The following is a 21,602-nucleotide window of genomic DNA, read 5'->3' on the forward strand; positions in this document are numbered from 1 at the left end:
TCCCCTAGTACACGGCAGGTGCAAAGCAAGAACCGGCCACACGCGGGTGTAGCGGGCTCGAATAGCTTCAACGCGATTATCAGCCAAAAGGCAGCTATCAGCGAAGATCTACTATGCGCATCATTTGTGCTTGATGATCGCGGCGGGTCGCCAGGTGCCGATCGCGGAAGTCCGGGCGATCAGGCCTTGGCAGATAAGTCGCGCTATCCTTGTCAACAATTTCCGCATGCCGCTCTCTCCTCGACTCAGGCTGTCGGATTGGCGGCGTGAACGTAGTTCCGCCACCCGCCGAATTCGGTAATCTCCCGAGCGCCGGTGATGGCGTGGACCTCGCAGAGAAAACCAGAAATACCGCTTCCATCGTCGAGCGTGATCATGCCCACGCCGAGGGGTGCCGGAATATTCTGGACGAAACGAGCGAATGCCGCAGGGGGGAGGGCCCAGACCTCGACCTCCACGCCCTTGCCCGCAAAACCCGGATCGCGCACCAGACCCGGCTTGGGTGGCGTGGTGTCAGGAAGCGCGAAGAGACGATAACTGCCGTCCGTTCGGCAAATCTTCACTCGATATCCGCCTGGCTCCGTCAGTTGATGATTGAGTGGCATGTCCGAGAGATGTGCGCCGACGACAACGATCGGCACGAAGTCGTCACTTGCTGGCGCTACGCGACTTGCCTCCGGCAATTTGGCTGTGCGGTCCTTGCCCATGCCCGCACTCAAGGCGCGATGCATGGCGTCGGCGAAGGGAGCCAGTGCCTCATCGGTGAAGGCAGAGCCGACAAGCATCACGCCGGCGGGCAGATGACCGTTGGCGTCAAAGCCTGCGGGTATGGCGATCGCCGCGCAGTCGAGCAGATTGGCGAAATTGGTATAGCGGCCGAAATGGCCGTTCTTGACGATTGGATCCGCCTGCATTTCCTCCACAGTGTAGGTAGTGGGGGAGGTCGGCAGCATCAGGAAATCCACTTTCTCCCATTCTGCCTTCGTCCTTTGCCGCAAAGCTTCCAGCCTGTAACGGCCCTCGAAGGCGGCGACGGCGTCATAGACCTTTGCTCCTTCGATGATGGTCCGCACCGTCGGGTCGAAATCACCGGCATTCGTCGCCAGAAAACCCTTCACCGCCGCCAGCCGCTCGGCGACCCACGGGCCGTTATAGAGCAATTCGGCAGCCTGCCTGAAAGGCGCATAGTCGAAGGGTACAATAGTGGCGCCCAGCGACTTCGCCCGCTCGATAGCGGCGTCATAGAGAGCCTCGACTTCCTTATTCCCATAGAACTCCCGTTCGGCGCCATCGAGCACGCCGATGCGTGGACCCGACGACGGCAGGCTGGCCGGTACGGCATGGCGCGAAAACGGATCTCTGATGTCATAACCTTCCATGATCCGCCGCACGGCAATGCCGTCCCCGACAGTCGCGGCAAACACGGTCACGACATCGACGCTGCGGCAGGCCGGCACCACCCCGACATTCGGCACCAACCCCGGCGTCGGCTTGATGCCGACGAGATTGTTGAACGCGGCCGGTACACGGCCCGAGCCCGCCGTGTCGGTGCCGAGCGAGAAGCTTGCCAATCCGCTTGCAACGGCAACGGCTGAGCCGGAGCTGGAGCCGCCGGAGACGTAATTGCGGTCGAATACCGAGCGCGGCGCACCATGCGGCGAGCGCGTGCCGTTGAGGCCGGTTGCGAATTGATCGAGGTTGGTCTTGCCGATGACGATGGCACCGGCCGCCTTCAGCCGCGCGACCACCGTTGCATCCTCTTCAGGGTGATAGGCGAAGGCCGGGCAACCCGCTGTTGTCGGCAGGCCGGCAACGTCGATATTGTCCTTGACCGCGAAGGGGATTCCCCAAAGCGGCAGGCTGTTGACTTCGGGTGCTTTTGCCAAAAGCTCGCGGGCTGCCGCGCGCAGATCATCGTCCTGCGTCATGGTGATGAAGATCGCCGGATCGTCCGATGCCTTAAGTCTGGCGATGATCTCCTCCACCAGATCGAGGGGCGACAGACCGGTCGCGTAGGCCTCTTTCAGCGAAGCAAGATCGAGAATGGTGGGAAGCATCAGATTTCCTCCAGTATGACGAGCACGTCGCCAGCCTTGACGTTATGTCCCGGGCCGGCGCGCAGATCGCGGACACGCCCGGCGGCGTGTGCCGTGACGTTGATTTCCATTTTCATGGATTCGATGATGGCCAATGTATCGCCGGCCGCAACCGGTTGGCCTTCTTCGACGAGTATTTTCCAAACGTTGCCGGGTACGGCACTTTCGATGCCGAAGCAGCCTTCGGGTATGTCGCCGCCCAATCCGGGACCGGCGCCTTCGTCGACCGTAAAGCTGTCGAGGCCGAGCTCCTTCCAGCGCTGGCGCTCCGCTTCGAACGCCGCCTGTTGCCTGGACTTGAAAGCGCCGATGGTGGCAGCGTCGCGGGCGAGCCCTGCTTCATAGGCACCGTAGGAAAACTCGGTCTCCTCGATTTTAACCGGATAGCCGCCATGCGGGAAGGAAGCGCGGGCCTCTTTCAGCTCCTTATGACTGACGGGAAAGAAACGAACCTGATCGAAGAAGTTCAGCAGCCACGGTTTGCCCTCTGAAAAGACCGGCGTCTGCCGCCAGCTGTTCCAGACCTGGATGGTGCGGCCGAAAAGCTGGTAGCCGCCCGGTCCCTCCATGCCATAGATGCACATATAGGCGCCGCCGATGCCGACGGCATTTTCCGGCGTCCAGGTGCGGGCCGGATTGTACTTCGTCGTCACCAGCCGATGGCGCGGATCGACGGGGGTTGCGACCGGCGCGCCAAGATAGACATCCCCGAGGCCGAGCACCAGATAGCTGGCATCGAAGACGATGTCGCGAACGGCCTGCTCGTCGGCAGGTCGTTGATGCGGCGAATGAACTCGATATTGGACGGGCACCAGGGCGCGTTCGGGCGCACGAGTTCCTGATATTTGTGCATTGCGAGCTCGGCGTCCGGATCATTCCAGGAGAGCGGCAGATGAACGATGCGGCTCGGGACCTTGACCTGCTGCGCGGCCGGCAGGCTTGCCTCGATCTCAGCCAGCAGGCCGAGCAGCCGCGTTCGCGTGAGCCCGGTGCCGTCATAATGGATCTGCAGCGATCGGATGCCGGGAGTTAGGTCGATGATGCCGGGTAAACGGGCCTCGATGATCGCCTGCATCAGCAGGTGCACTCGCAGGCGCAGCGCGATGTCGAGGGTCATCGCGCCATATTCGACCAACAGATTGTCGTCACCCTGGCGTCGATAGACGACGGGTACCGGGCCGCTCTCGCTTTGGCCGATGATTGCCGACCCCGCTTCATCGCCGATGCGCCGCACAACCGGACCGGCAATGGGATCTTGCGCACGTGCGGCCGGATGAAAGCGGATTTTGTCGCCCGGCTTGAACTGCCCCATCTTCCATTGCTCGTCGCGGGCTATGACGGCAGGGCAGACGAAACCGCCTAGGCTTGGGCCATCCGGGCCGAGAATGATCGGCATGTCGCCGGTAAAGTCGATGGCTCCCACAGCATAGGCATTGTCGTGGAGATTGGAGGGATGAAGCCCTGCTTCTCCGCCATCGCTACGCGCCCATTTCGGTGCAGGGCCGATCAGGCGTACGCCGGTACGGGCGCTGTTGAAATGCACCTCGTATTCCGTCGAGAAAAGCGTCTCGATATCGTCTTCCAGAAAGAAATCGGGCGCGCCATGCGGCCCGTAGAGAACGCCAACCTGCCAACTGCGGCTCAGCGGTGCAGGAGTATCTGCCGCCTTGGCCCGCAGTTGCGCTGCACGTGCCAGTCGCAGCACATGGCCGGTCTGGAGCGTGCCGGTGGCGTGTCCTCCAAATTTCCCGAGGCCGAAGGTCGCTCTCGATCCGAGCATGACGGGGGCTGCAAACCCACCTGCTACGGCAAGATAGGCTCGCTGGCCCGCACCCTCTATCGCACCGATCGCAAGCGTCTGACCTGCCTTGATGCTGACGGCTTCGTCATGCGGCAGCGGTACGCCGTCGAGTTTCATCGGCATGCGCGCGCCTGCGAGCGCGATGGTGATGTCCGAGAAGATCCTGAGTACCGGGCCAGACACGGTAAGTTCCACCGCCGCCGTCTCATCAGCGTTGCCGACGAGCCTGTTGGCGTGGCGGAACGAGCGCTCGTCCATCGGGCCGCTTGGCGGCACGCCGACATGCCAGAGGCCGAGCCTGCCGGGCAGCTCCTGAATGCTCGACTGCGCACCCGGCGCCACCACCTCGATGATATCGGGCACGAAGGCGAAATCCTTGAGCGCGGTCGTCGCAACATCGCCGCTCGACAGCAGATCCGATCCCGCGATCGCCTTGAGGTATTCGAGATTGGTTTCGATGCCGGCGATGGAACTCTCGGCAAGCGCATGTTGCAGCTTCTCGATTGCGGCCGGCCGGTCTTCGGCCGCGACGATCACCTTGGCAAGCATGGGATCATAAAAAGGCGTGACTTCCGTGCCGGTCTCGATCCAGCCGTCCACGCGCGCATTCGCCGGGAAGATAACTTCCGTCAACAGGCCGGCGCTCGGCCGGAAGCCGGCATGTGGCATCTCGGCATAGATGCGGGCTTCGATCGCAGCGCCGCTTGGCTTCAGATCCTCATTGCCCGATATCACATCCTCGCCAGCCGCTTGGCGGATCATCCATCCGACGAGGTCGATGCCGTAGACGGCCTCTGTGACCGGATGTTCGACCTGCAGGCGGGTATTGACCTCCAGAAAGTAGAATTCCTCGCGCAGCGGATCGTAGATGAATTCCACCGTCCCGGCGGATTGATAGCGCGCGGAGGTGCCGAGTGCCACGGCCGCGGCATGCAGGCGCTCTCGTACGGCCCGCGAAAGACCGGGGGCGGGGGTTTCCTCGATCACCTTCTGGTTCCGGCGCTGAAGCGAGCAGTCGCGCTCGCCAAGCGCGATCACCCGTCCTTCGCCGTCGCCGAAGATCTGTACCTCGACGTGCCGGGCCTTGGAGACGAAGCGCTCGAGAAAGACGCGCGCGTCGCCGAAGCTTGCCTTGGCGGTGCGCTGCACGCTTTCGAAGGCAGACTTCAGACTATCGGCATCTTCGCAAAGCTGCATGCCGATACCGCCGCCGCCCGCTGTCGATTTCAGCATGATTGGGTAATCGATCTCCATAGCGGCTGCGAGCGCCGCGTCGCTCGTCTCCACAAGACCGCTGCCGGGAAGCAGCGGCACGCCGCTCGCTCGCGCCAGCTCGCGCGCCGTGTGCTTCAGCCCGAAAGCAGCAATGTTTTCCGGCGTTGGGCCGATGAAGACGATGCCTTCCGCGGCCAACCGCTCGGCAAAGCCGATGTTCTCCGACAGGAAACCATAACCCGGGTGCACGGCTTCGGCGCCCGTTGCCTTGCAGGCGGCGATGACGGCCTCGACGTTGAGATAGCTCTCGGATGCCGGTGCGGGGCCTAGTCTTATGGCCTCATCGGCCATGAGCGACGCCTTGGAAAACCGGTCGGCGTCCGAATAGACGACGACGGAGGCGATACCCATGCGTTTCAATGTCCGGATGATCCGAACGGCGATTTCGCCTCGGTTGGCGATCAATATCTTCTTGAACATCTCAGGCCTCACCATCCCAGACGAGAACCCGGATCGGCGTCGGATCGAAGCCGTTGCAGGGATTGTTGATCTGCGGGCAATTGGAGATGACGAGCAGCACGTCCATCTCGGCCTTCAGCTCGACATAGTCTCCCGGCGCTGAAATGCCGTCGACGATCGTCATCTCACCTGATGGTTCGATCGGCACGTTCATGAAGAAATTGATGTTGGGCACGACATCGCGTTTGCCCATGCCGTGCCTGGAGACCTCCAGAACGAAATTGTCGCGGCAGGCATGCAGATATTTCGTGCCGTGGCCGAAGCGCACGGTATTGCTCTCGCAGGAGCATGCGCCGGCCGAGGTGTCGTGGCGCCCGCAACTGTCGGCGCTCATGGTCAGCATCACCCGGCCTTCGTTGGAGATAATCCGGGTGCCCGTGGTGATATAGGCTGCGCTCTGTTCGCGCATGGTGTCCTGGCTGGAATAGCGCTCGGAATGATCCTCGGCATTGTAGAACAGCGTATCGATTGCCTGCTGGCCGTAACTATCCTCGATGCGCAAGGTCTGGCCCTTGCGAATGATGGTCGAGAAGGGTGCTTCGGCAGCGATCGAGTGATCCTGCGCCGCGTTCTCGATTGTGCGGCTGGATGCGGTCTGGATGAAAGTGGTCATGATATCGCTCCTCGCTCAGATCGCCGCCAGCGCGTTGTTTTCAAAGCCGCGCGCGGCTTCGGCGGTTGCCGTCCGGCAAAGGTCGTCGGCGATCGGTTCGAGCGCGCCGATGCGGGTGACCGTAACCAGGTTGGGCCGGTAGTCGGGGTTCGGATCGAGCGGATGTGGGCAATTGGAGAGGCCGACAATCATGTCCATCTCGGCGCGAAGCTCGATATAGTCGCCCTCATGCAGCAGGTCGGGTTTCCACACGAACTTGCCGTCCTGGTCGACGCGGACCGGAGCAAAGAGCGAAAGCGCCGCCGGGATATCCCGCCTGTCGAGCCCCGCCTTGGTTGTGAGCAGAACGAGGTTGTCGCGGGTGTTGCGCGTGCCCTCGCCATATCTCGCGAGATTGGACGCGGCCGTGGAGCCGCCCATCAGGCAATCATGGGCGCCGGACGAATCTTCCGTCACGGAAAACATCACCCGGCCCATGTCGGAGAAGATCACCCGGCCTTTCGACAGAGCGGTGGTCCACTGCATCTTCACCGTATCGGGCAGGTTCAGCCGCTCGCTGGTATCTGCCGCATTCCAGGCGACGAGCGAGACGGTCGAAAAACCCTGCTGCAGGGCGATGCGCAATGTCTCGCCGCTTTTGATCCGGGTCGACCAACACCAGCCGCCGGGTATGATCTCCTCGTGAACGATCAACGCCGTGTCGATCGGCGGGGCGGGAAGGGGGCTTGGAGCCGGTAGTGCCTTCGGTGCGAATTCGAGGCCTTTCCTCTGGTGTTCCTCATAGCGCGCGCGATTGGCGGCGATTTCTTCCGGCGAACGTTTGATGTGCTGCATGACTAAATGTCTCCCAATGGTGCCAGGTCGTCCCGGCTATGCCCCAGGGAAGTGACCGGGCCGTCCCGGTCGGGGCTGAAGATCGAGGCTGCGCCAGCAATGCGCGGCGGCCAGATGGAAATGTCCTTGGTAATGGTCGCGCCGTAGCGCTCCTTTTCTTCCGGCCGGTCGCGGCGGCGCTCGAAGGCGACGACACGGGTGGCGAGCGTGAAAGCCTCGCGCATGTCATGGGTCACCATGACCACGGTCATCTGCGTTTCATGCCACAGCCGCTTCATCAGCATATGGATTTCGGCGCGAATGCCGGGATCGAGCGCGCCGAAGGGCTCGTCGAGCAGCAGCACCTTCGGGCCGCATGATCAGCGCCTGGGCGAGCGCGAGGCGCTGCTGCATGCCGCCGGAGAGCTGGGCCGGGTACTTGTTCTCCGCGCCGGCAAGGCCGACCTCGGCGATCAATTGACGGGCTTCCTCGAGGGCGCTCCGGCGCGCCGCACCGAAGAGCCTCGCCTTGTAACGCGAAGCGATGAGCTCTTTACCGAGCAGCACGTTGCCGAGCACGGTCAAATGTGGAAAGACCGAATAGCGTTGAAAGACGACACCGCGGTCGGCACCGGGTTCTGACGGGAGCGCCACGCCGTCGAGAAGGATGTTGCCCCTGGTCGGTTGTTCCTGTCCCAAGAGCATGCGCAGGAAGGTCGACTTACCGCAACCGGAGGGACCAACCAGCGCAACGAAGGCGCGGGAATCCACGGTCAGCGACACGTCCTCGAGCACGATCTGGTCGCCATATTCCTTCCAGACTCTTTCGATCCTGAGCTCGCTCATGCCTGCCTCTCCAATTCCGACCAGGGGAAGACGGCGATGCGGATGCGATCGAGCAGATAGTTCATGAGCACGGCGAGCAGCGTGATCCAGACGACATAGGGAAAGATCACGTCCATCGACAAATATCGGCGGACGAGGAAGATGCGGTAGCCAAGGCCCGCATCCGAGGAGATCGCCTCGGCGGCAATCAGGAACAGCCAGGCCGGACCAAGCTGCAGTTTCAGGCAGGTGATCAGCCGTGGCAGGATCTGCGGCAGCACGACGCGAAGGGCGATCTGCCAGGAAGAGCCGCCGAGCGTTTCGGCCTTGACGATCTGCTCGCGCGGCAGTTCCAGAGCCTTCAGGGCCAGATCGCGTATCATCGTCGGCGTGACGCCGATGACGATCAGCGCGATCTTCGATGTCTCGCCCAGGCCCATGGCGATGAAGAGGATCGGCAGAAGCGCCAAAGGCGGCACCATCGAGATGACGGCGACAAACGGCGAAAGCAGGGCCCTGAGATAGGGCAGCATGCCAATGAGCATGCCGATGCAAAGTGCGATCGCCGTCGATATGCCGAGACCGGATAGCAGCCGCACCAGGCTAGCCCCCGTATCCGACCACAGCAGATAGTCTCCCGTGCGCGGATCGGCGATGAAGGCCATGCGGTTGATGGCGTCGGCAAAGCCGGAGAGGCTGGGCAGCAGCTTGTCGTTGGCATTTACGGCAAGTCGCTCAGCCGAGCCGATGGTGTAGGCGATAATCAGCAGCGCGAAGGGCAGCAGCGTCAAGGCAAGCTGCGCGCCCGGGCTCGGCCTGGTGTTGATCCAACGCATGGGAGTGCTCCGAAGATGAAGGAACGGGGCGGCGCCATCGCGCCGCCGGTGGGCCTTTTGCTCAGAGCGAACCGTCGGCGGCGGCCTTCATGTAGGTCTCGGTAAAACGAAGCTTGATGTTGTTGCCATCACCGAGAACCTTGTCGTCCGGCATTTCTATGCCGATGACATCGGCAGAAGCAGCGCCACTGCCAAGCAGGCCCTTCTGGAACAGGAAGTTACGGACGAGATCCATCGTCTTGGGCAGGCTCGGCGATGCGGTGAAGGCAACGGCGTCAGCCGGCTTGTCGAAGAGCTTGGTGGCAGCCAGCTGCGCCTCGAAGCCCTTGAGATCGGTACCTGAAGCTGCGCCCATCGCCTCGCGGGCGGCCTTGCCTTCCGGCGTGTCGGCCTTCATCAGCGCTGCCGTTTCGTACCAGATGCCGGCGAGAGCCTTGCCGAAATTCGGGTTGTCCTTGAGCACGCTGCTGTTGGCGACCATCAGATCGATGATCTCGCCCGGCACTTGTGAACTGTCGAACACCTTCTTGGCGGTGGGGTCTTCCAGGATCGTCGAGACCAGCGGGTTCCAGGTGACGACGGCGGAGACATCCGGTGTCTTGTAGGCCGCGACCATGTCGGCATCCGAGGTGTTGACCACCTTCACGTCGCGTTCGGTCAGCTTGATGCTGTCGAGCGCGCGGGCGAGCAGGTAATGCGAGACGGAATATTGTACGAGATTGACGTTCTGGCCCTTGATATCGGCAAGGCTGGTCTTGTCCTTGAGGATGACCGCGTCATTGCCGTTGGAGAAGTCGCCGACGATGACGGCTGTGGTGTCGACGCCGCCCGCCGCCGGGATCGACAAGCCGTCCATGTTGGTGAGCGTCACGGCATCGAAGGCGCCTGCCGTGTACTGGTTCATCGACTCGACATAGTCGTTGAACTGGGTGACCTCGATGTTGATGCCGTATTTATCGGCCCATTTCTTGACGATGCCGTGATCGGCGGCATAGCCCCAGGGCATCCAGCCGACATAGATCGACCAGGCCACCTTGAAGCTGGTCTTGGGTGCGGCGCTGGCGGCGGAACCAAGGCCGAGAGCCAGCGACATCGAAAGAGCGGTTACGGAAAGGATCTTCGAAAAAGTCTGCATTGAAATTCCCCTTTTGCTTTTCATCAAAAAGGGATCGGCAAAGACCATCGCGCCGCCAATCCCTTGGCTTACGAGGTCTCCCGGGCTTTTATCCCGCCGTGCACCCGGTGGGATTTCTCCCCCAACCGGTGGCAGCTCTCGGACCAGTCACGCCCCCTTACGGAAGCGCCGGAACCCTAGCCACCAACTCAGCGGATAAGAAGCAAGCAGCATGCCAAACTGTAACGCATTGATTTTATTTGACTGCCCATTGACCCGGCGCCTGCTGAAAGCGAGGATGGGCCCAGTTGCGCGAAAATTATGCAGCCCATGATGAGCAAATCATCAGCGACGTGCCACAGGCGCTGCGCCAAAGACAGCAAGACATTGCCGTATTCCAGAGTGAGTTTGGATTGCCGAAATCGTCAATGGGAGGCCAATATGGACGATCGAACCTTGCGGATAGCGTTGGAACGCCATTGGGATGCTTCCGATGCGAACGATTTCGAAATCGAGCATGACATCTACCGCGAGGATGCGGTGCTCCACTATCCTCAATCAGACGAGTGGATCCGCGGCAGGCGCAACATTCAGGAAAGCCGATTCCTCCAACCCAATAAAAAGCGCTTCACAGTGCAAAGGATTATCGGCAGCGGCGATTTCTGGGTCACCGAATTCGTGCTTTCCTATGACGGCGTTCCATCCTACGCGGTAAGCATCATGGAATTCAGCAACGGACTGGTGGTGAACGAGACACAATATTTCGCTGATCGCTTTGACGCCGCACCGTCGCGTGCCCATCTTGTTGACAGGGCAGGTGAGACCTGACCGTCTTGGCTGCATCCGCAGAGGAGAATGCTGAGGGCGGCTGGGAATGGTGCTCAACCCGACAGCGTGTTGGACGCTCGAAGAAGCCAGCCTCTAGCGTCCCCTTCGCCTCTCTCGTAGACTTCATTCAGGCAACAGCAGGACAATATCCATGACCAAAGGCTCCGATCTTTTAGTTGCGGCGCTGGAGAACGAAGGTGTCGACCGCATTTTCGGCATTCCCGGTGAGGAAAACCTTGATGTGGTTGAATCGATCCGCAAGTCGTCGATCGAACTGGTCCTCACGCGGCACGAACAGGCAGCGGCCTTCATGGCGGCGGCCTATGGCCGGCTGACGGGAAAGCCCGGCGTTTGCCTGGCGACGCTCGGGCCGGGCGCGCTGAACCTCTCGACGGGTGCCGCCTATGCGCTGCTGGGCGCCATGCCTATGGTGATGATCACCGGCCAGAAGGGAATTCTTTCTTCCCAGCAGGCGCGTTTTCAGGTTGTCGATGTCGTGGCGTCGATGAAGCCGCTTACCAAGTCGTCCCGGCAGATCGTGTCGCCGCTATTGATCCCGACCATGGTCAGGGAGGCATTCCGCATCGCCATGGAGGAGCGGCCCGGACCCGTACATCTCGAGCTGCCGGAAGATATCGCAGCGGAAGAATGCCGGGAAGTGCCGGTTATTGCTCCGCACCAGCTTGAACTGCCAACTGCAAGCGACGCGGCGCTGGACAGGGCTGCAGAGCTTATCATCGCGGCCAAGCGGCCGCTGCTGATGTTCGGTGCGGCCGCCTCGCGCCCGCGTTCGACGTCCGATATCGGCCAGTTCGTGATCCGCACGCGGATTCCATTCTTTACCACTCAGATGGGTAAGGGAACGGTCCCGGGTGGAACGGAGCTGTACATGGGAACCGCCGCTCTATCCGAGCGCGACTATGTCCACGAGGCCATAGGGCAGGCAGACCTTATCGTTACGATCGGCCACGATACGGTCGAGAAGCCGCCATTCATCATGGGCAAGGGCGGACCGAAAGTTGTGCACATCAGCTATCAGCCGGCGACCGTCGAGCAGGTTTACTTCCCGCAATTCGAGGTAATCGGCGATATCGGTCCGTCGCTCAGTGCGTTGGCGGATCGGCTCGAAGGCAAGTTGCCGAATGCCCAGGCTCTCGTTCATCTGCGCCAGCGTATTCTCGACCGCATTGGTACGAGAGCGACCGAAGACCGCTTTACACCGCAGCGCATCGTCCACGACATTCGGGAAGTGATGCCGCACGACGGCATCCTGGCGCTCGACAATGGCATGTACAAGATCTGGTTCGCACGAAACTATCGGACGCAGATGGCGAACACGCTGCTGCTCGACAATGCTCTTGCAACCATGGGAGCGGGCCTGCCGTCGGCGCTGGTTGCATCGATGATATATCCGGGACGGCGCGTTATGGCGATCTGTGGCGATGGCGGCTTCATGATGAACTCGCAAGAGCTGGAAACCGCCGTACGGCTGAAGCTGAACCTCGTTGTCCTCGTCATCGAGGATAACGCCTATGGAATGATCCGCTGGAAACAGGCCATCGACAAATTCCCTGACTTCGGAATGACGTTCGGGAATCCCGATTTTGTAAAATATGCTGAATCATACGGCGCCAGGGGCACAAGGGTCGATGATATCGGCCAATTCAAACAGACCCTCGAAAAGGCATTCTCGGACGGAGGCGTCCATCTGGTGAATATTCCCGTCGACTATTCGGAGAACGAACGCGTTCTGGTGAACGAGCTTCGCGAGCGCCTCCCGATGATATTGGAGGACTGAACGATTGTTCAGCACGCCAGCCTGCCGCTAGGACGTGGAGCCTATGGGCATATGCTGCTGGTGAAGTCCGGCGTAGTTTGGCACTTGGAGTTCAGGAGGTCGTCGACGGGCCAACGAATAGTTCCATAACATAGATTATCTGATTTTCTGTAGCGGGGTGAGTTCAAGGATGAAGTGCGACTTGCGAATGATACCAATGGGTTGTCACTCGCAAGGAACACGCAATGAAACGCACCTACTCGCATATCGACGCGATGCGGAGTTTAGCGACTTCAGTGAGGAGGATAGCATCGATGTAAGAACCTCAATCTGCGATACCAATACATCACCGCAGAAAGGTGTTATCGAGAACGCCAACAAGCGCACCGGATCGTCATGATTGGTCACACCGATCTCATCAGCGTCACCAAACAATACCCGCTAGACCTGGCGCATCATCTGAACTCGCAACGACGCAGATGCCTTGGCTACTCGGCGCCCGCCGAAATTTTTACCACGTATCTGCTTAGAAGTGGCTAACCCCCTGCCCTCAAAAATAGCAGCGATACATCTGGTTCAGATTGCCCAGATTACGTCTAATCTCGATGCCAAACGGTACGATTAACGTAGTCAACATAACTAAGGACAATTCTCAAAATTTTCTTCGAAACGATGCCAGCCTCGTAGTCGGCGACTATGCTGAATATCCGTCCTTCATAGTCATGCTGAGCCGTTACTATTTCCACGGCCTCTTGAACGCGGGAGCTGCGCAGACCACTCATTACGAGGGTGCCGACATCCATTCCCTCCGGCCGTTCATGTGCATTACGCAGCGTTATTGCGGGAATATTCAGGAGAGATGCCTCCTCCGTAATAGTGCCGCTGTCGGATAGCACACAGAATGCAGACATCTGCAGATGGATATAATCGAAGAAGCCAAAAGGCTTCATAAAGTGAAGCAGCGGATGTTCTGTCGACTGGCCCAATGCGTCAAGTCGCTTGCGCGTGCGCGGATGAGTTGAAATGAGTATCGGGTATCCGTAACGATCCGCCAAATTCTTTAAAGTCTGAAGAAGGTCTCTAAGGTTTTCAGGCGTATCGACATTTTCCTCCCGATGAATGCTAACGACGAAGTATTTGCCTTTCTCGAGTTGCATGCGGCTAAGAACATCCGAAGCGGCAATCTTGGGCATGTAATAGTCGAGAACTTCTTGCATATGCGATCCGCTTTTGATGATCGTCTCAGGCTTAATGCCCTCGGCAATCAAGTAACGGCGGGCATGCTCTGTCAGGACGAGATTAACGTCGCTGAGATGATCGAGCACCTTGCGGTTCAATTCTTCCGGCACACGCTGGTCGAAGCACCGGTTACCGGCTTCCATGTGAAAGACCGGAATCTTTCGGCGTTTCGCAGCGATCACGGCGAGGCAGGTATTGGTGTCGCCGTAAAGCATCAATGCATCCGGCTTTTCCTGCTCGAAGACCTCGTCGGACCGGGCAATGACGTCTGCGATGGTCTTTGCAGCGGTTTCGCCGGCCGCTCCGAGGAAGTAATCAGGCTTGCGAATGCCCAAATCGTCGAAAAATACCTGGTTCAGTTCATAATCATAATTCTGGCCGGAGTGAACCAGAACATGGTTCACATGCGCATCAAACTCCGCAATGACGCGGCTCATCTTAATGAGTTCAGGCCGTGTACCGACCAGAGTCATGATCTTCAACATTGCACTTCCCGTCGTTAATTGGAACACAAGTGAGCAGCCATCGATCAGGAGGCAAGTTCCTCATTTATGTAGTCTAGTGTCAGAAGCAGCTTCTTCACGCCTTCAACGTCGAGGCGCTCTGTATTGTGCGACGTGTAGTCTTCAAACTCGGAGATCTTTTGCTCGCCTTCGACAAAGAACTTATTGTAGTTCAGGTCGCGATTGTCGGCAGGAATGCGATAATAGCGATCTTGGTCGTCGGCCTTCGCCATTTCCTCGCGCGCTACCAACGTTTCGTAGAGCTTTTCCCCATGCCGGGTCCCAATGACCTTGATGGGGTTAGTGGCATTGAAGAGATCCTTTAGCGCGAGCGCCAAATCTTCCAGTGTCGAGGCCGGCGCTTTTTGTACAAAGATGTCGCCCTGCGCCCCATTTTCATAAGCATGGATAACGAGGTCGACAGAATCTTCAAGCGACATCAGGAAGCGAGTCATCGACGGATCGGTGATCGTGAGTGGAAGACCAGCTTTGATCTGCTTTATGAAGAGCGGAATGACGGAGCCACGCGATGCCATGACATTGCCGTAGCGAGTGGCACACAGAATTGGACCACCGTTCATCATTCGGGACTTTGCTACAACGACTTTTTCCGCCATTGCTTTGGAAATGCCCATGGCATTGATGGGATAGACGGCCTTATCAGTGCTGAGGAATATCAATCGCTTCACTGATCTTTCAGCGGCTGCGGTCATCACATTTTCAGTACCGAGAACATTGGTGCGTAAGGCCTCCATTGGGTAGAATTCGCAGGATGGGACCTGTTTCAGAGCTGCAGCGTGAAAAACGTAATCGACGCCCGTCATTGCGTCGCGTACGCTATTATAATTGCGGACGTCGCCTATGAAGAATTTCAGCTTGTCATTGTTAAGCGCGATGCGCATGTCTTCTTGCTTCTTCTCGTCGCGGCTGAAGATACGGATTTCACGGACATCTGTATTGAGAAAGCGGCGAAGGACCGCGTTACCGAATGAACCGGTGCCGCCGGTGATGAGCAGGGTCGTGTTGTTAAACATTCATTTATCTCCGCGAAAATCAGTCTCGTACATGCGTTTGATCAGTTCGTGCCAATCAGGAGCAACATAGCCACTCGCTGCCGAAAAGCGGGCCGAGACCAATGAGCGGTCGATGGCAAACTGGTCGTCCGGGACGATGTTTATGTCCTTTTTATATTCAACTGCGATCAATCGCAGAAGCTCATATTTCGAGATCGGCTTTGCTGAAACGTGATAGAGGCCCCTCAGGGCGGTGTTGGGAATGACCACGTCGCGGATGATTGTCGCGAGCTCGGATGTTGGCAAACCTGAAAAAATCGCCTTCGTAAAGCCTTTGACTTCCCCTTTTTGCGCCAAGAACCAATCAACTAGCGAGTTCGTGGATTTCAACTCGCGCCCGATGATCGAGGTCCGAAGGGTAATCGAGTTCTCATAATCTACAAGCTCGCCGAGATGCTTGGATACGCCATAGAGATCAGTTGCGTCCGCTTTGCTTTCCTCAGTGTAATTTCCCGTCGCGCCACTAAAGACACAGTCTGTGCTGACATGGACGACACGTATTCCCGAAAGCATGGCGAGACGCGCCAGCTTGTGTGGAAAAAGTGCGTTCAACGGCAACGCCACCAATGGATCTTTCGCCGATGGAAGCTGCTTTATAAGACCGACGCAGTTGATGATTACGTTTGGCTTTGTCCTGTTTAGCAACGAGACCAGAGCATCGTTATCCAGAACATCAATATCGCTGATAATATCAGGCTGCTGCTCCGGGGTGAAATATTTAATAGACGAAGGGCTCCTCACGGTAGCAACTATCGATTGGCCTGGTCTTCCATGAAATGCACGTAATACCGCGCTTCCCAGCATGCCACTCGCGCCTAGAACGAGCGTTCTATTGTTTGTCATCCTAGCGAACTCCCATTCTGGTCTCGAGAATTGCAATTAGCCTTCTCGCCATGCCGCGTGCTTCGAAATTGGCTTCGAAATAACGTTGCCCTGCCAATCCCATTGCTTCCAGCTTACTGACGGGCATGGTCGACAAGGTCAAGATCGAATCTGCCAATCCCGCACTATCCTCCGCTGCAACCACCAGCCCGCTACCCGTCGCCTCAATGATGCGAGCACCTTCGCCGTTGAGAGCGCCGATGATCGGCTTGCCCGCCTGCATATATGCCTGAATCTTGCTTGGCACCACCTTCCCCAATATCGGCTCGTTTTTCAATGTCACCAGAAGTGCGCCGGCGCGACGAAATAGGGATGGCATCCATCTACGTTCAACAAGTCCCGTAAGCACGATATTGTCGAGACCGCGCTCGGAAATCATCGTCTGCATATGACTCGCTTCACTGCCAGTGCCAACAACAACCAAACGGATCTGCGGTTGATCGCGCAACTGCCGTGCCGCCTCCACGATCGTCTCCACGGCCTGCGCCCGCCCAAGGTTTCCGGCGAACATAATTGAAAAGCAATCGGAGAACACCGCTTCCAATTCAGGCGGCAGTGGCTCTTCTGTGAACTCCTCCAACGGCGCTGGATTTGGGAAATAAACCAGCTTTCGAACGTCGGAAGAGATAGCAACTGGTTCCCAGAACGCTTCAGATTGCAGCAGCAGCGTATCGGCGCGACTATATATGGCGCGCATCATCAGGCTCACCATTCCAAGCGCGAGCCGGTTGGTTACCATCCCGGTCGCGGACAGACTGTCAGGCCAAAGATCCTGGATCCAATAAGCAAGGTGCGCTTTCTTGCGCCATGCGAGAAACGCCGCAGGAATCGCCGCCGTCATGGGGGAAACACCGAAAAATAGGACCGTATCAAAGGACCGGTTTCTAACCAACCGAGGGAAATGCAGCAATCCGGAAACGACAAAAGATAGGTAATTTAGAGCCAATCCCAACGCCCCCGCACGCCCCCGAGGGCGAAGAGGGACTCGGAAGACCTCTATGTTGTCGTTAAAGATTTCCCGTGATGTACCGGCTTGCCCATAGCCAGGCCATATCCGCCCAGTCGGATAGTTTGGTTTGCCTGTCACCACGGTGACTGAGTGTCCTTCGAGCACAAGTGACCGGGCGAAGTCGTTGATAATAAAGGATTCCGGCCAGAAATACTGGGAAACAACGAGAATACGCATGAATTTATCTCCGATCAACCCAGCCGGGTGATGCCTTCTCAGGTTGAGATATCCATCTGTAAGTCTCGGCATATTGCTCTGCGATGGCGTCCCAGCCGAACCGTTGTCCAGCATAGATTTGCGCTTTCTTTCGCATAGCTGAAAGCATCGACGCATCAAGGTTGATTGCTGCTTGCAGTGCATCGCGCAGCTGCCCCACATCATTATCCACGACCCAGCCCAGTCCTTCGCTCGAAAGCTCACCCCAGGGCGTTGCATGGGTGGTTATTACCGGCAAACCTGCAGTTAACGCTTCGGCAACGGTAATCCCGAAATTTTCCGAATAGCTCGGGAGTACATAGACTGATGCTTTCGTGAAGACGTCCCAACGTGCGCCTCCGAAAACGGGCGGCATAAGTGCAATGTCACCACTATTGCAAGCCTCAATTCGCTGCTCTATTTTCTCCGTATAGGCCATATCTCCGTGACCATGAATGTGCAGGCGAAAACCTTTACGGTTATCGACGGCTGACCATGCGTCAATAAGGTCGAGTACCCCCTTCTTCGGTACCAATCGGGAAAAGAACAGTACTATCCGCTCACGCTCGGCGCCGTTTCGTGGAAAGCCTTGAAGATCGACACCATTGGGAATAATGGCAATCGGCGGCGTTAGACCGAGGTCTCTTAGCCTTTCCATTTCTTGCGTGGAGTTGACAACCAGAAGGTCGGCACCCTGCAAAATACGTTTCTGGTAAAGCCACCAGGCTACTTGCTTTTTCACACGCTTGTGACGAAAGGCCCACGGTTCTAGCGCGCCATGTGGGCTTATCACAACAAGGGCGCCTCGCCGACGCGCTTCTCGGAAAGCGCGATATTCAAAAGGCGTCCAGATCCCATGAATATGGACCAACGGTTGAACCGCATTTTTCTTTAAGCTTGCAAACCCTTGCCCATTTAGCCCAACGACCTGTGTATTCGGTATGTTTTCAAAGGGGATGTTGCCGCTTATGAAATGAGCTTCTGCGCCAAGTGCGAGCAAACGCGTATGCAGTGGCCGTGCAACATTTACGATCCCTCCGCCTAGACGGCTGGAATCGTGAACGATAGTGGTAATACAAACACTCACTATGCGCCCTCGTACATGCTTACCGGTGTATCAGTGCTGAGATTTTTCGAAAGATGCGCAATAGGAACATACTGCGAATTTCCTTAACCTCGGCCTTTGTCGAGATTATCTCAGACAACGCGGTCGCAAGCTGGGCCTTGCATGCCTCTAGTTCGTTAGCAAGACTTTGAACCGAACTGTCAAGAAGCGATACACGCGATTGAAGCTGTTTAACGGAAGTCGACGTATCGATTATGATGCGCTCCTGCAACGCGGGCTGCCAGGGCGCAAAAGGAAATTTCAGGATGTCCGCCACCTTCGGTGAGTGATCGCGAGTTAAGATGCAGACGATCGAGTTGGCAAATTCCATTTTCTCGGGAGAGGTATCAGTAACGCCTATCATATCTTCAAAGAAGAATTCCGCGTCGTCATATCGCGCGAAACTGCTTTCATCGATAAAATGAACCTTGTGGTGAATGTTACCCTCCGGTTCCCTATACGGCACATTGATCATAATGCGTCGTGAGAAATCAAATTGGCGTGCTAATTCGAGCCCATTCTCAATATGTTCCAACGCATGGCGCGATACGACGTAGTCAAATACCTCACGCTGCTGAAGGAAGGCTTCCGCATCGGCATTCACGTACGAAATGTTCTCGGCTAGGTAGTTCGAACGTGCGTATTCAATCGATTCCCGGGATGGGTCGATGCCGACAATCTCTACGTTCGGCAAGCTCGCTAGCGCAAATGTGCCATGACCTACTCCACAACCAAGGTCCAAAATTCGCAAAGTTTTCCCCGGAGCGCGCTTTATATCGGCTTCGATGATATTTTGAAAGAAACGGTAACTGCTTTTGTGGCGTACTATTTCTGCAAGATCGTGCGATTCGCCGGGAATAAGACGCTCGCCATCATTGAATATCGCATTATATTGATCGGAATGCATATATCTTCCTTGGTCTGGACTGCACGATTGCCTGCCCATCGTCTCTAAAGTGGAATCAACTCAATTTCCACCATAGGAATTCCGATTAGAACACCTGTTTCAACCGTTGTGTGTGCGGAAAAGACTAAGCCTTCATGCAACCAATGATGTTGAACGTGATCTTTTACAGTTCCACTCGCCACTGCCAGGGCAATGCTGTATGTGCCTGCTGCTAATCTTGGCATGCGGAAGCGAAATCGAGCGGTCAATGTGCCGCCAGCACAGATACTAATCGGATTTTCAGCGGTCGTCGAAAATGTGTTGTCGCCAAAAATATACTGCCCGAGGCGGTCCTTGACTACAAAGCCGGCAATGATGGAGCTCAAATCCTTCGACGCTCGGACTACAACTTTCAAGTCTAATAGCTCCTCGCCATAAGTGGCGTGAACAGCGCTTCCATTTTCGTCCGTAAGCGAACAAGCAAAAATTTCCGCTGCGCCATCGCCGAAACCACGCTTATTTGCGGGCTCGACCATTCCCCCCGGTTGAGAATGCGAAACGACTGCGCCTTCTTTTTTGATCCCGCCGTCACTAGGCAGCGAGGATCGCTCTTGCAGAGTGCCCGTGTGCTGCTCGTATAGGTTGGCTAAGTATTCCTCGCAGACCTCCTTTGGGTCACCCTGCGCTCGGATTGAACCGTGATGGAGCCAGATGACCCGATCACAAAAACTCATCATTGCTCCGGTATCGTGGCTTACGAAGAAAATGGATCCACGCTCTTGGAAACTCCGCAGGAAGCGCATGCATTTCTGCTGGAAGTAAGCATCTCCCACAGCCAAAGCCTCATCAATGATGAGGATATCTGCGTCAACATTGGCAATCACACTAAAGGCAAGGCGGACGAACATACCGCTTGAGTAGGTCTTTACCGGCTGGTCTATATGTTCGCCAATTTCTGCAAAGTCTATGATCGCCGACATACGCTCGTCAATTTCAGCTGTCGTCAATCCATAGATTGTAGCATTAAGATAGACGTTTTCTCGCCCTGTGAAATCCGGGTTGAAGCCGGCGCCAAGCTCCAGCAGAGCCGCAACCCTCCCCTGGCTGCGGGCGGTTCCGCTCGATGGGGTGAGCGTACCGCAGATGATCTGAAGTAATGTCGATTTACCGGATCCGTTTTGGCCAATGATACCGAGCGTTTCGTGCGGCTTAAGGCTGACGGAAACGTCGCGCAGCGCCCAGAATTCGCGATAACGTGGCGCCTCCCTCCGCAAGCGCGGTACAATTCTCCCAAAAAGTGGCGCAGCCAGCCGCTTAAGCTTCGGTACCAGCATCTGCTTGAGGCGGTCTTCGGGCCTGTTGTAGAGCCGGTAGATTTTACTAATATTTTCGGCCTCGATCACCGCGTTAAAGTACATCGGCAAACCCTTTTCGCGTTGCCTGAAACCAGGCTAAACCGGCAAGAAAGACAATGCAGGCGACTAACAGATAAGCGATCAGCATAGTCCAGTCGGGCATGGTGCCTAGGATTGCGACACCACGTAATTGTTCTACGATCAACGTTAGGGGATTAGCATATAAAAAAGGGCGATACGCTACCGGTACATTTTCAAGCGGAAACAATACCGGTGACGCAAACATCGCCACTGTAGAAAGAATCCCAACTATGTGCGCTAGGTCGCGCACAAATACACCCGTGGCGCTAAGAAAATATGTGAGGCCAAGGATGAGCAATGCATATGGCGCAATGATGATTGGCAGGAAAACAATCGTTAACGGTACGCTACCTTGTAGATAGAATAGTAGAATCGCGATCAACAACATCCCAATGACAAGATTGATAAGGGCACCTAATAGAGGCACCAGTGGCAGCAACTCCAACGGAAATACCACCTTCTTAACATAAGAGGGGTTGCTCGCGATAAGCAGTGGTGCGCGATTAACGAATTCTGCAAAGAAACCGTGCACGACAAGCCCGGTGAACAAGAGAATAACGAAATTGCCCCTGGTATCTGGTCCCGCGCCCCATCGCATCTTAAAGACGAAAACAAAGACGAACGAGTAAAGTGTAAGCATCATCAGCGGGTTGAGTAGTGCCCAAGCTGCGCCCAATAATCCGTTCCTGTAGCGCATGGAAAAATCACGTTTCCACAGCTGGACAAGCAAATTCCTATTGGTCCAAAAGCTCCCCAACATCGCGGCCGTAGAGGGCGGCCTGTTGACATTATTCAGTGTCATGGGGTCTCGTTAACCTTTCATCCGGCACAAATCTC

The 21,602-nt window shown here is 57.0% G+C and carries 15 protein-coding genes, 2 pseudogenes and 1 riboswitch; of the genes and pseudogenes, 2 read left to right on the plus strand and 15 right to left on the minus strand.

Annotation, left to right across the window (positions count from 1 at the left end):
• Positions 1 to 245: 245 nt before the first annotated feature.
• From atzF to BSK43_RS29665, 7 genes and pseudogenes are all read right to left on the minus strand, one after another.
• The gene (gene atzF, locus BSK43_RS29635) at positions 246 to 2,057 is read right to left on the minus strand and encodes an allophanate hydrolase (protein WP_077467126.1); all 1,812 of its coding nucleotides are present in this window, start codon (positions 2,055 to 2,057) and stop codon (positions 246 to 248) included.
• A pseudogene (gene uca / locus BSK43_RS29640) lies at positions 2,057 to 5,592 on the minus strand (urea carboxylase). Before uca ends, atzF begins: the two are co-directional and overlap by 1 nt.
• A 1-nt stretch (position 5,593) precedes the next feature.
• The gene (locus BSK43_RS29645; protein ID WP_077467127.1) at positions 5,594 to 6,244 is read right to left on the minus strand and encodes an urea amidolyase associated protein UAAP2; all 651 of its coding nucleotides are present in this window, start codon (positions 6,242 to 6,244) and stop codon (positions 5,594 to 5,596) included.
• Positions 6,245 to 6,259: 15 nt separating this feature from the next.
• Positions 6,260 to 7,078 carry an urea amidolyase associated protein UAAP1 gene (locus BSK43_RS29650; protein ID WP_077467128.1) on the minus strand — a complete coding sequence of 273 codons (819 nt, stop codon included), beginning with the start codon at positions 7,076 to 7,078 and terminating at the stop codon, positions 6,260 to 6,262.
• A 2-nt stretch (positions 7,079 to 7,080) separates the two neighbouring features.
• Positions 7,081 to 7,903, minus strand: a pseudogene (locus BSK43_RS29655) (ABC transporter ATP-binding protein).
• Positions 7,900 to 8,718 (minus strand): ABC transporter permease, encoded by an 819-nt coding sequence (locus BSK43_RS29660; protein WP_077467130.1) that lies wholly within the window; start codon positions 8,716 to 8,718, stop codon positions 7,900 to 7,902. Before BSK43_RS29660 ends, BSK43_RS29655 begins: the two are co-directional and overlap by 4 nt.
• 61 nt (positions 8,719 to 8,779) lie before the next feature.
• Complete coding sequence (locus BSK43_RS29665; RefSeq protein WP_077467643.1) at positions 8,780 to 9,853, minus strand: putative urea ABC transporter substrate-binding protein; 1,074 nt, start codon at positions 9,851 to 9,853, stop codon at positions 8,780 to 8,782.
• Positions 9,854 to 9,928: 75 nt separating this feature from the next.
• Positions 9,929 to 10,044: riboswitch (guanidine-I (ykkC/yxkD leader) on the minus strand.
• A 229-nt stretch (positions 10,045 to 10,273) separates the two neighbouring features.
• Between BSK43_RS29665 and BSK43_RS29670 the strand changes: the two genes are divergently transcribed.
• Positions 10,274 to 10,660 carry a nuclear transport factor 2 family protein gene (locus BSK43_RS29670; RefSeq protein ID WP_077467131.1) on the plus strand — a complete coding sequence of 129 codons (387 nt, stop codon included), beginning with the start codon at positions 10,274 to 10,276 and terminating at the stop codon, positions 10,658 to 10,660.
• Between the two features lie 151 nt (positions 10,661 to 10,811).
• A complete protein-coding gene (locus BSK43_RS29675; RefSeq protein ID WP_077467132.1) occupies positions 10,812 to 12,458 on the plus strand; it encodes an acetolactate synthase large subunit in 1,647 nt (548 codons plus the stop codon).
• Between the two features lie 575 nt (positions 12,459 to 13,033).
• Here BSK43_RS29675 and wecB read toward each other — a convergent pair.
• The 8 genes from wecB to BSK43_RS29715 all read right to left on the minus strand — a co-directional run bounded on the left by wecB (position 13,034) and on the right by BSK43_RS29715 (position 21,567).
• Positions 13,034 to 14,161 (minus strand): UDP-N-acetylglucosamine 2-epimerase (non-hydrolyzing), encoded by a 1,128-nt coding sequence (gene wecB, locus BSK43_RS29680; protein ID WP_077467133.1) that lies wholly within the window; start codon positions 14,159 to 14,161, stop codon positions 13,034 to 13,036.
• 44 nt (positions 14,162 to 14,205) lie between these two features.
• The gene (locus tag BSK43_RS29685; protein ID WP_077467134.1) at positions 14,206 to 15,213 is read right to left on the minus strand and encodes a polysaccharide biosynthesis protein; all 1,008 of its coding nucleotides are present in this window, start codon (positions 15,211 to 15,213) and stop codon (positions 14,206 to 14,208) included.
• Entirely contained in the window at positions 15,214 to 16,095 is an 882-nt protein-coding gene (locus tag BSK43_RS29690; protein ID WP_077467135.1) for an SDR family oxidoreductase, read from the minus strand.
• 1 nt (position 16,096) lies between these two features.
• Entirely contained in the window at positions 16,097 to 17,320 is a 1,224-nt protein-coding gene (locus BSK43_RS29695; RefSeq protein ID WP_077467136.1) for a glycosyltransferase family 4 protein, read from the minus strand.
• 4 nt (positions 17,321 to 17,324) lie between these two features.
• The gene (locus tag BSK43_RS29700; RefSeq protein ID WP_136687346.1) at positions 17,325 to 18,338 is read right to left on the minus strand and encodes a glycosyltransferase; all 1,014 of its coding nucleotides are present in this window, start codon (positions 18,336 to 18,338) and stop codon (positions 17,325 to 17,327) included.
• A gap of 106 nt (positions 18,339 to 18,444) precedes the next feature.
• Positions 18,445 to 19,350, minus strand: a complete 906-nt coding sequence (locus tag BSK43_RS29705; protein ID WP_077467138.1) for a methyltransferase domain-containing protein — start codon at positions 19,348 to 19,350, stop codon at positions 18,445 to 18,447.
• A gap of 44 nt (positions 19,351 to 19,394) precedes the next feature.
• On the minus strand, positions 19,395 to 20,747 hold the full coding sequence (locus BSK43_RS29710) for an ABC transporter ATP-binding protein (RefSeq protein ID WP_077467139.1): 1,353 nt from the start codon (positions 20,745 to 20,747) through the stop codon (positions 19,395 to 19,397).
• The gene (locus tag BSK43_RS29715) at positions 20,737 to 21,567 is read right to left on the minus strand and encodes an ABC transporter permease (RefSeq protein ID WP_205910675.1); all 831 of its coding nucleotides are present in this window, start codon (positions 21,565 to 21,567) and stop codon (positions 20,737 to 20,739) included. Before BSK43_RS29715 ends, BSK43_RS29710 begins: the two co-directional genes overlap by 11 nt.
• Between the last annotated feature and the right edge of the window lie 35 nt (positions 21,568 to 21,602).

Source organism: Rhizobium sp. P44RR-XXIV, assembly GCF_001999485.2.
In the GTDB taxonomy this organism is placed as follows: Bacteria; Pseudomonadota; Alphaproteobacteria; order Rhizobiales; family Rhizobiaceae; genus Rhizobium.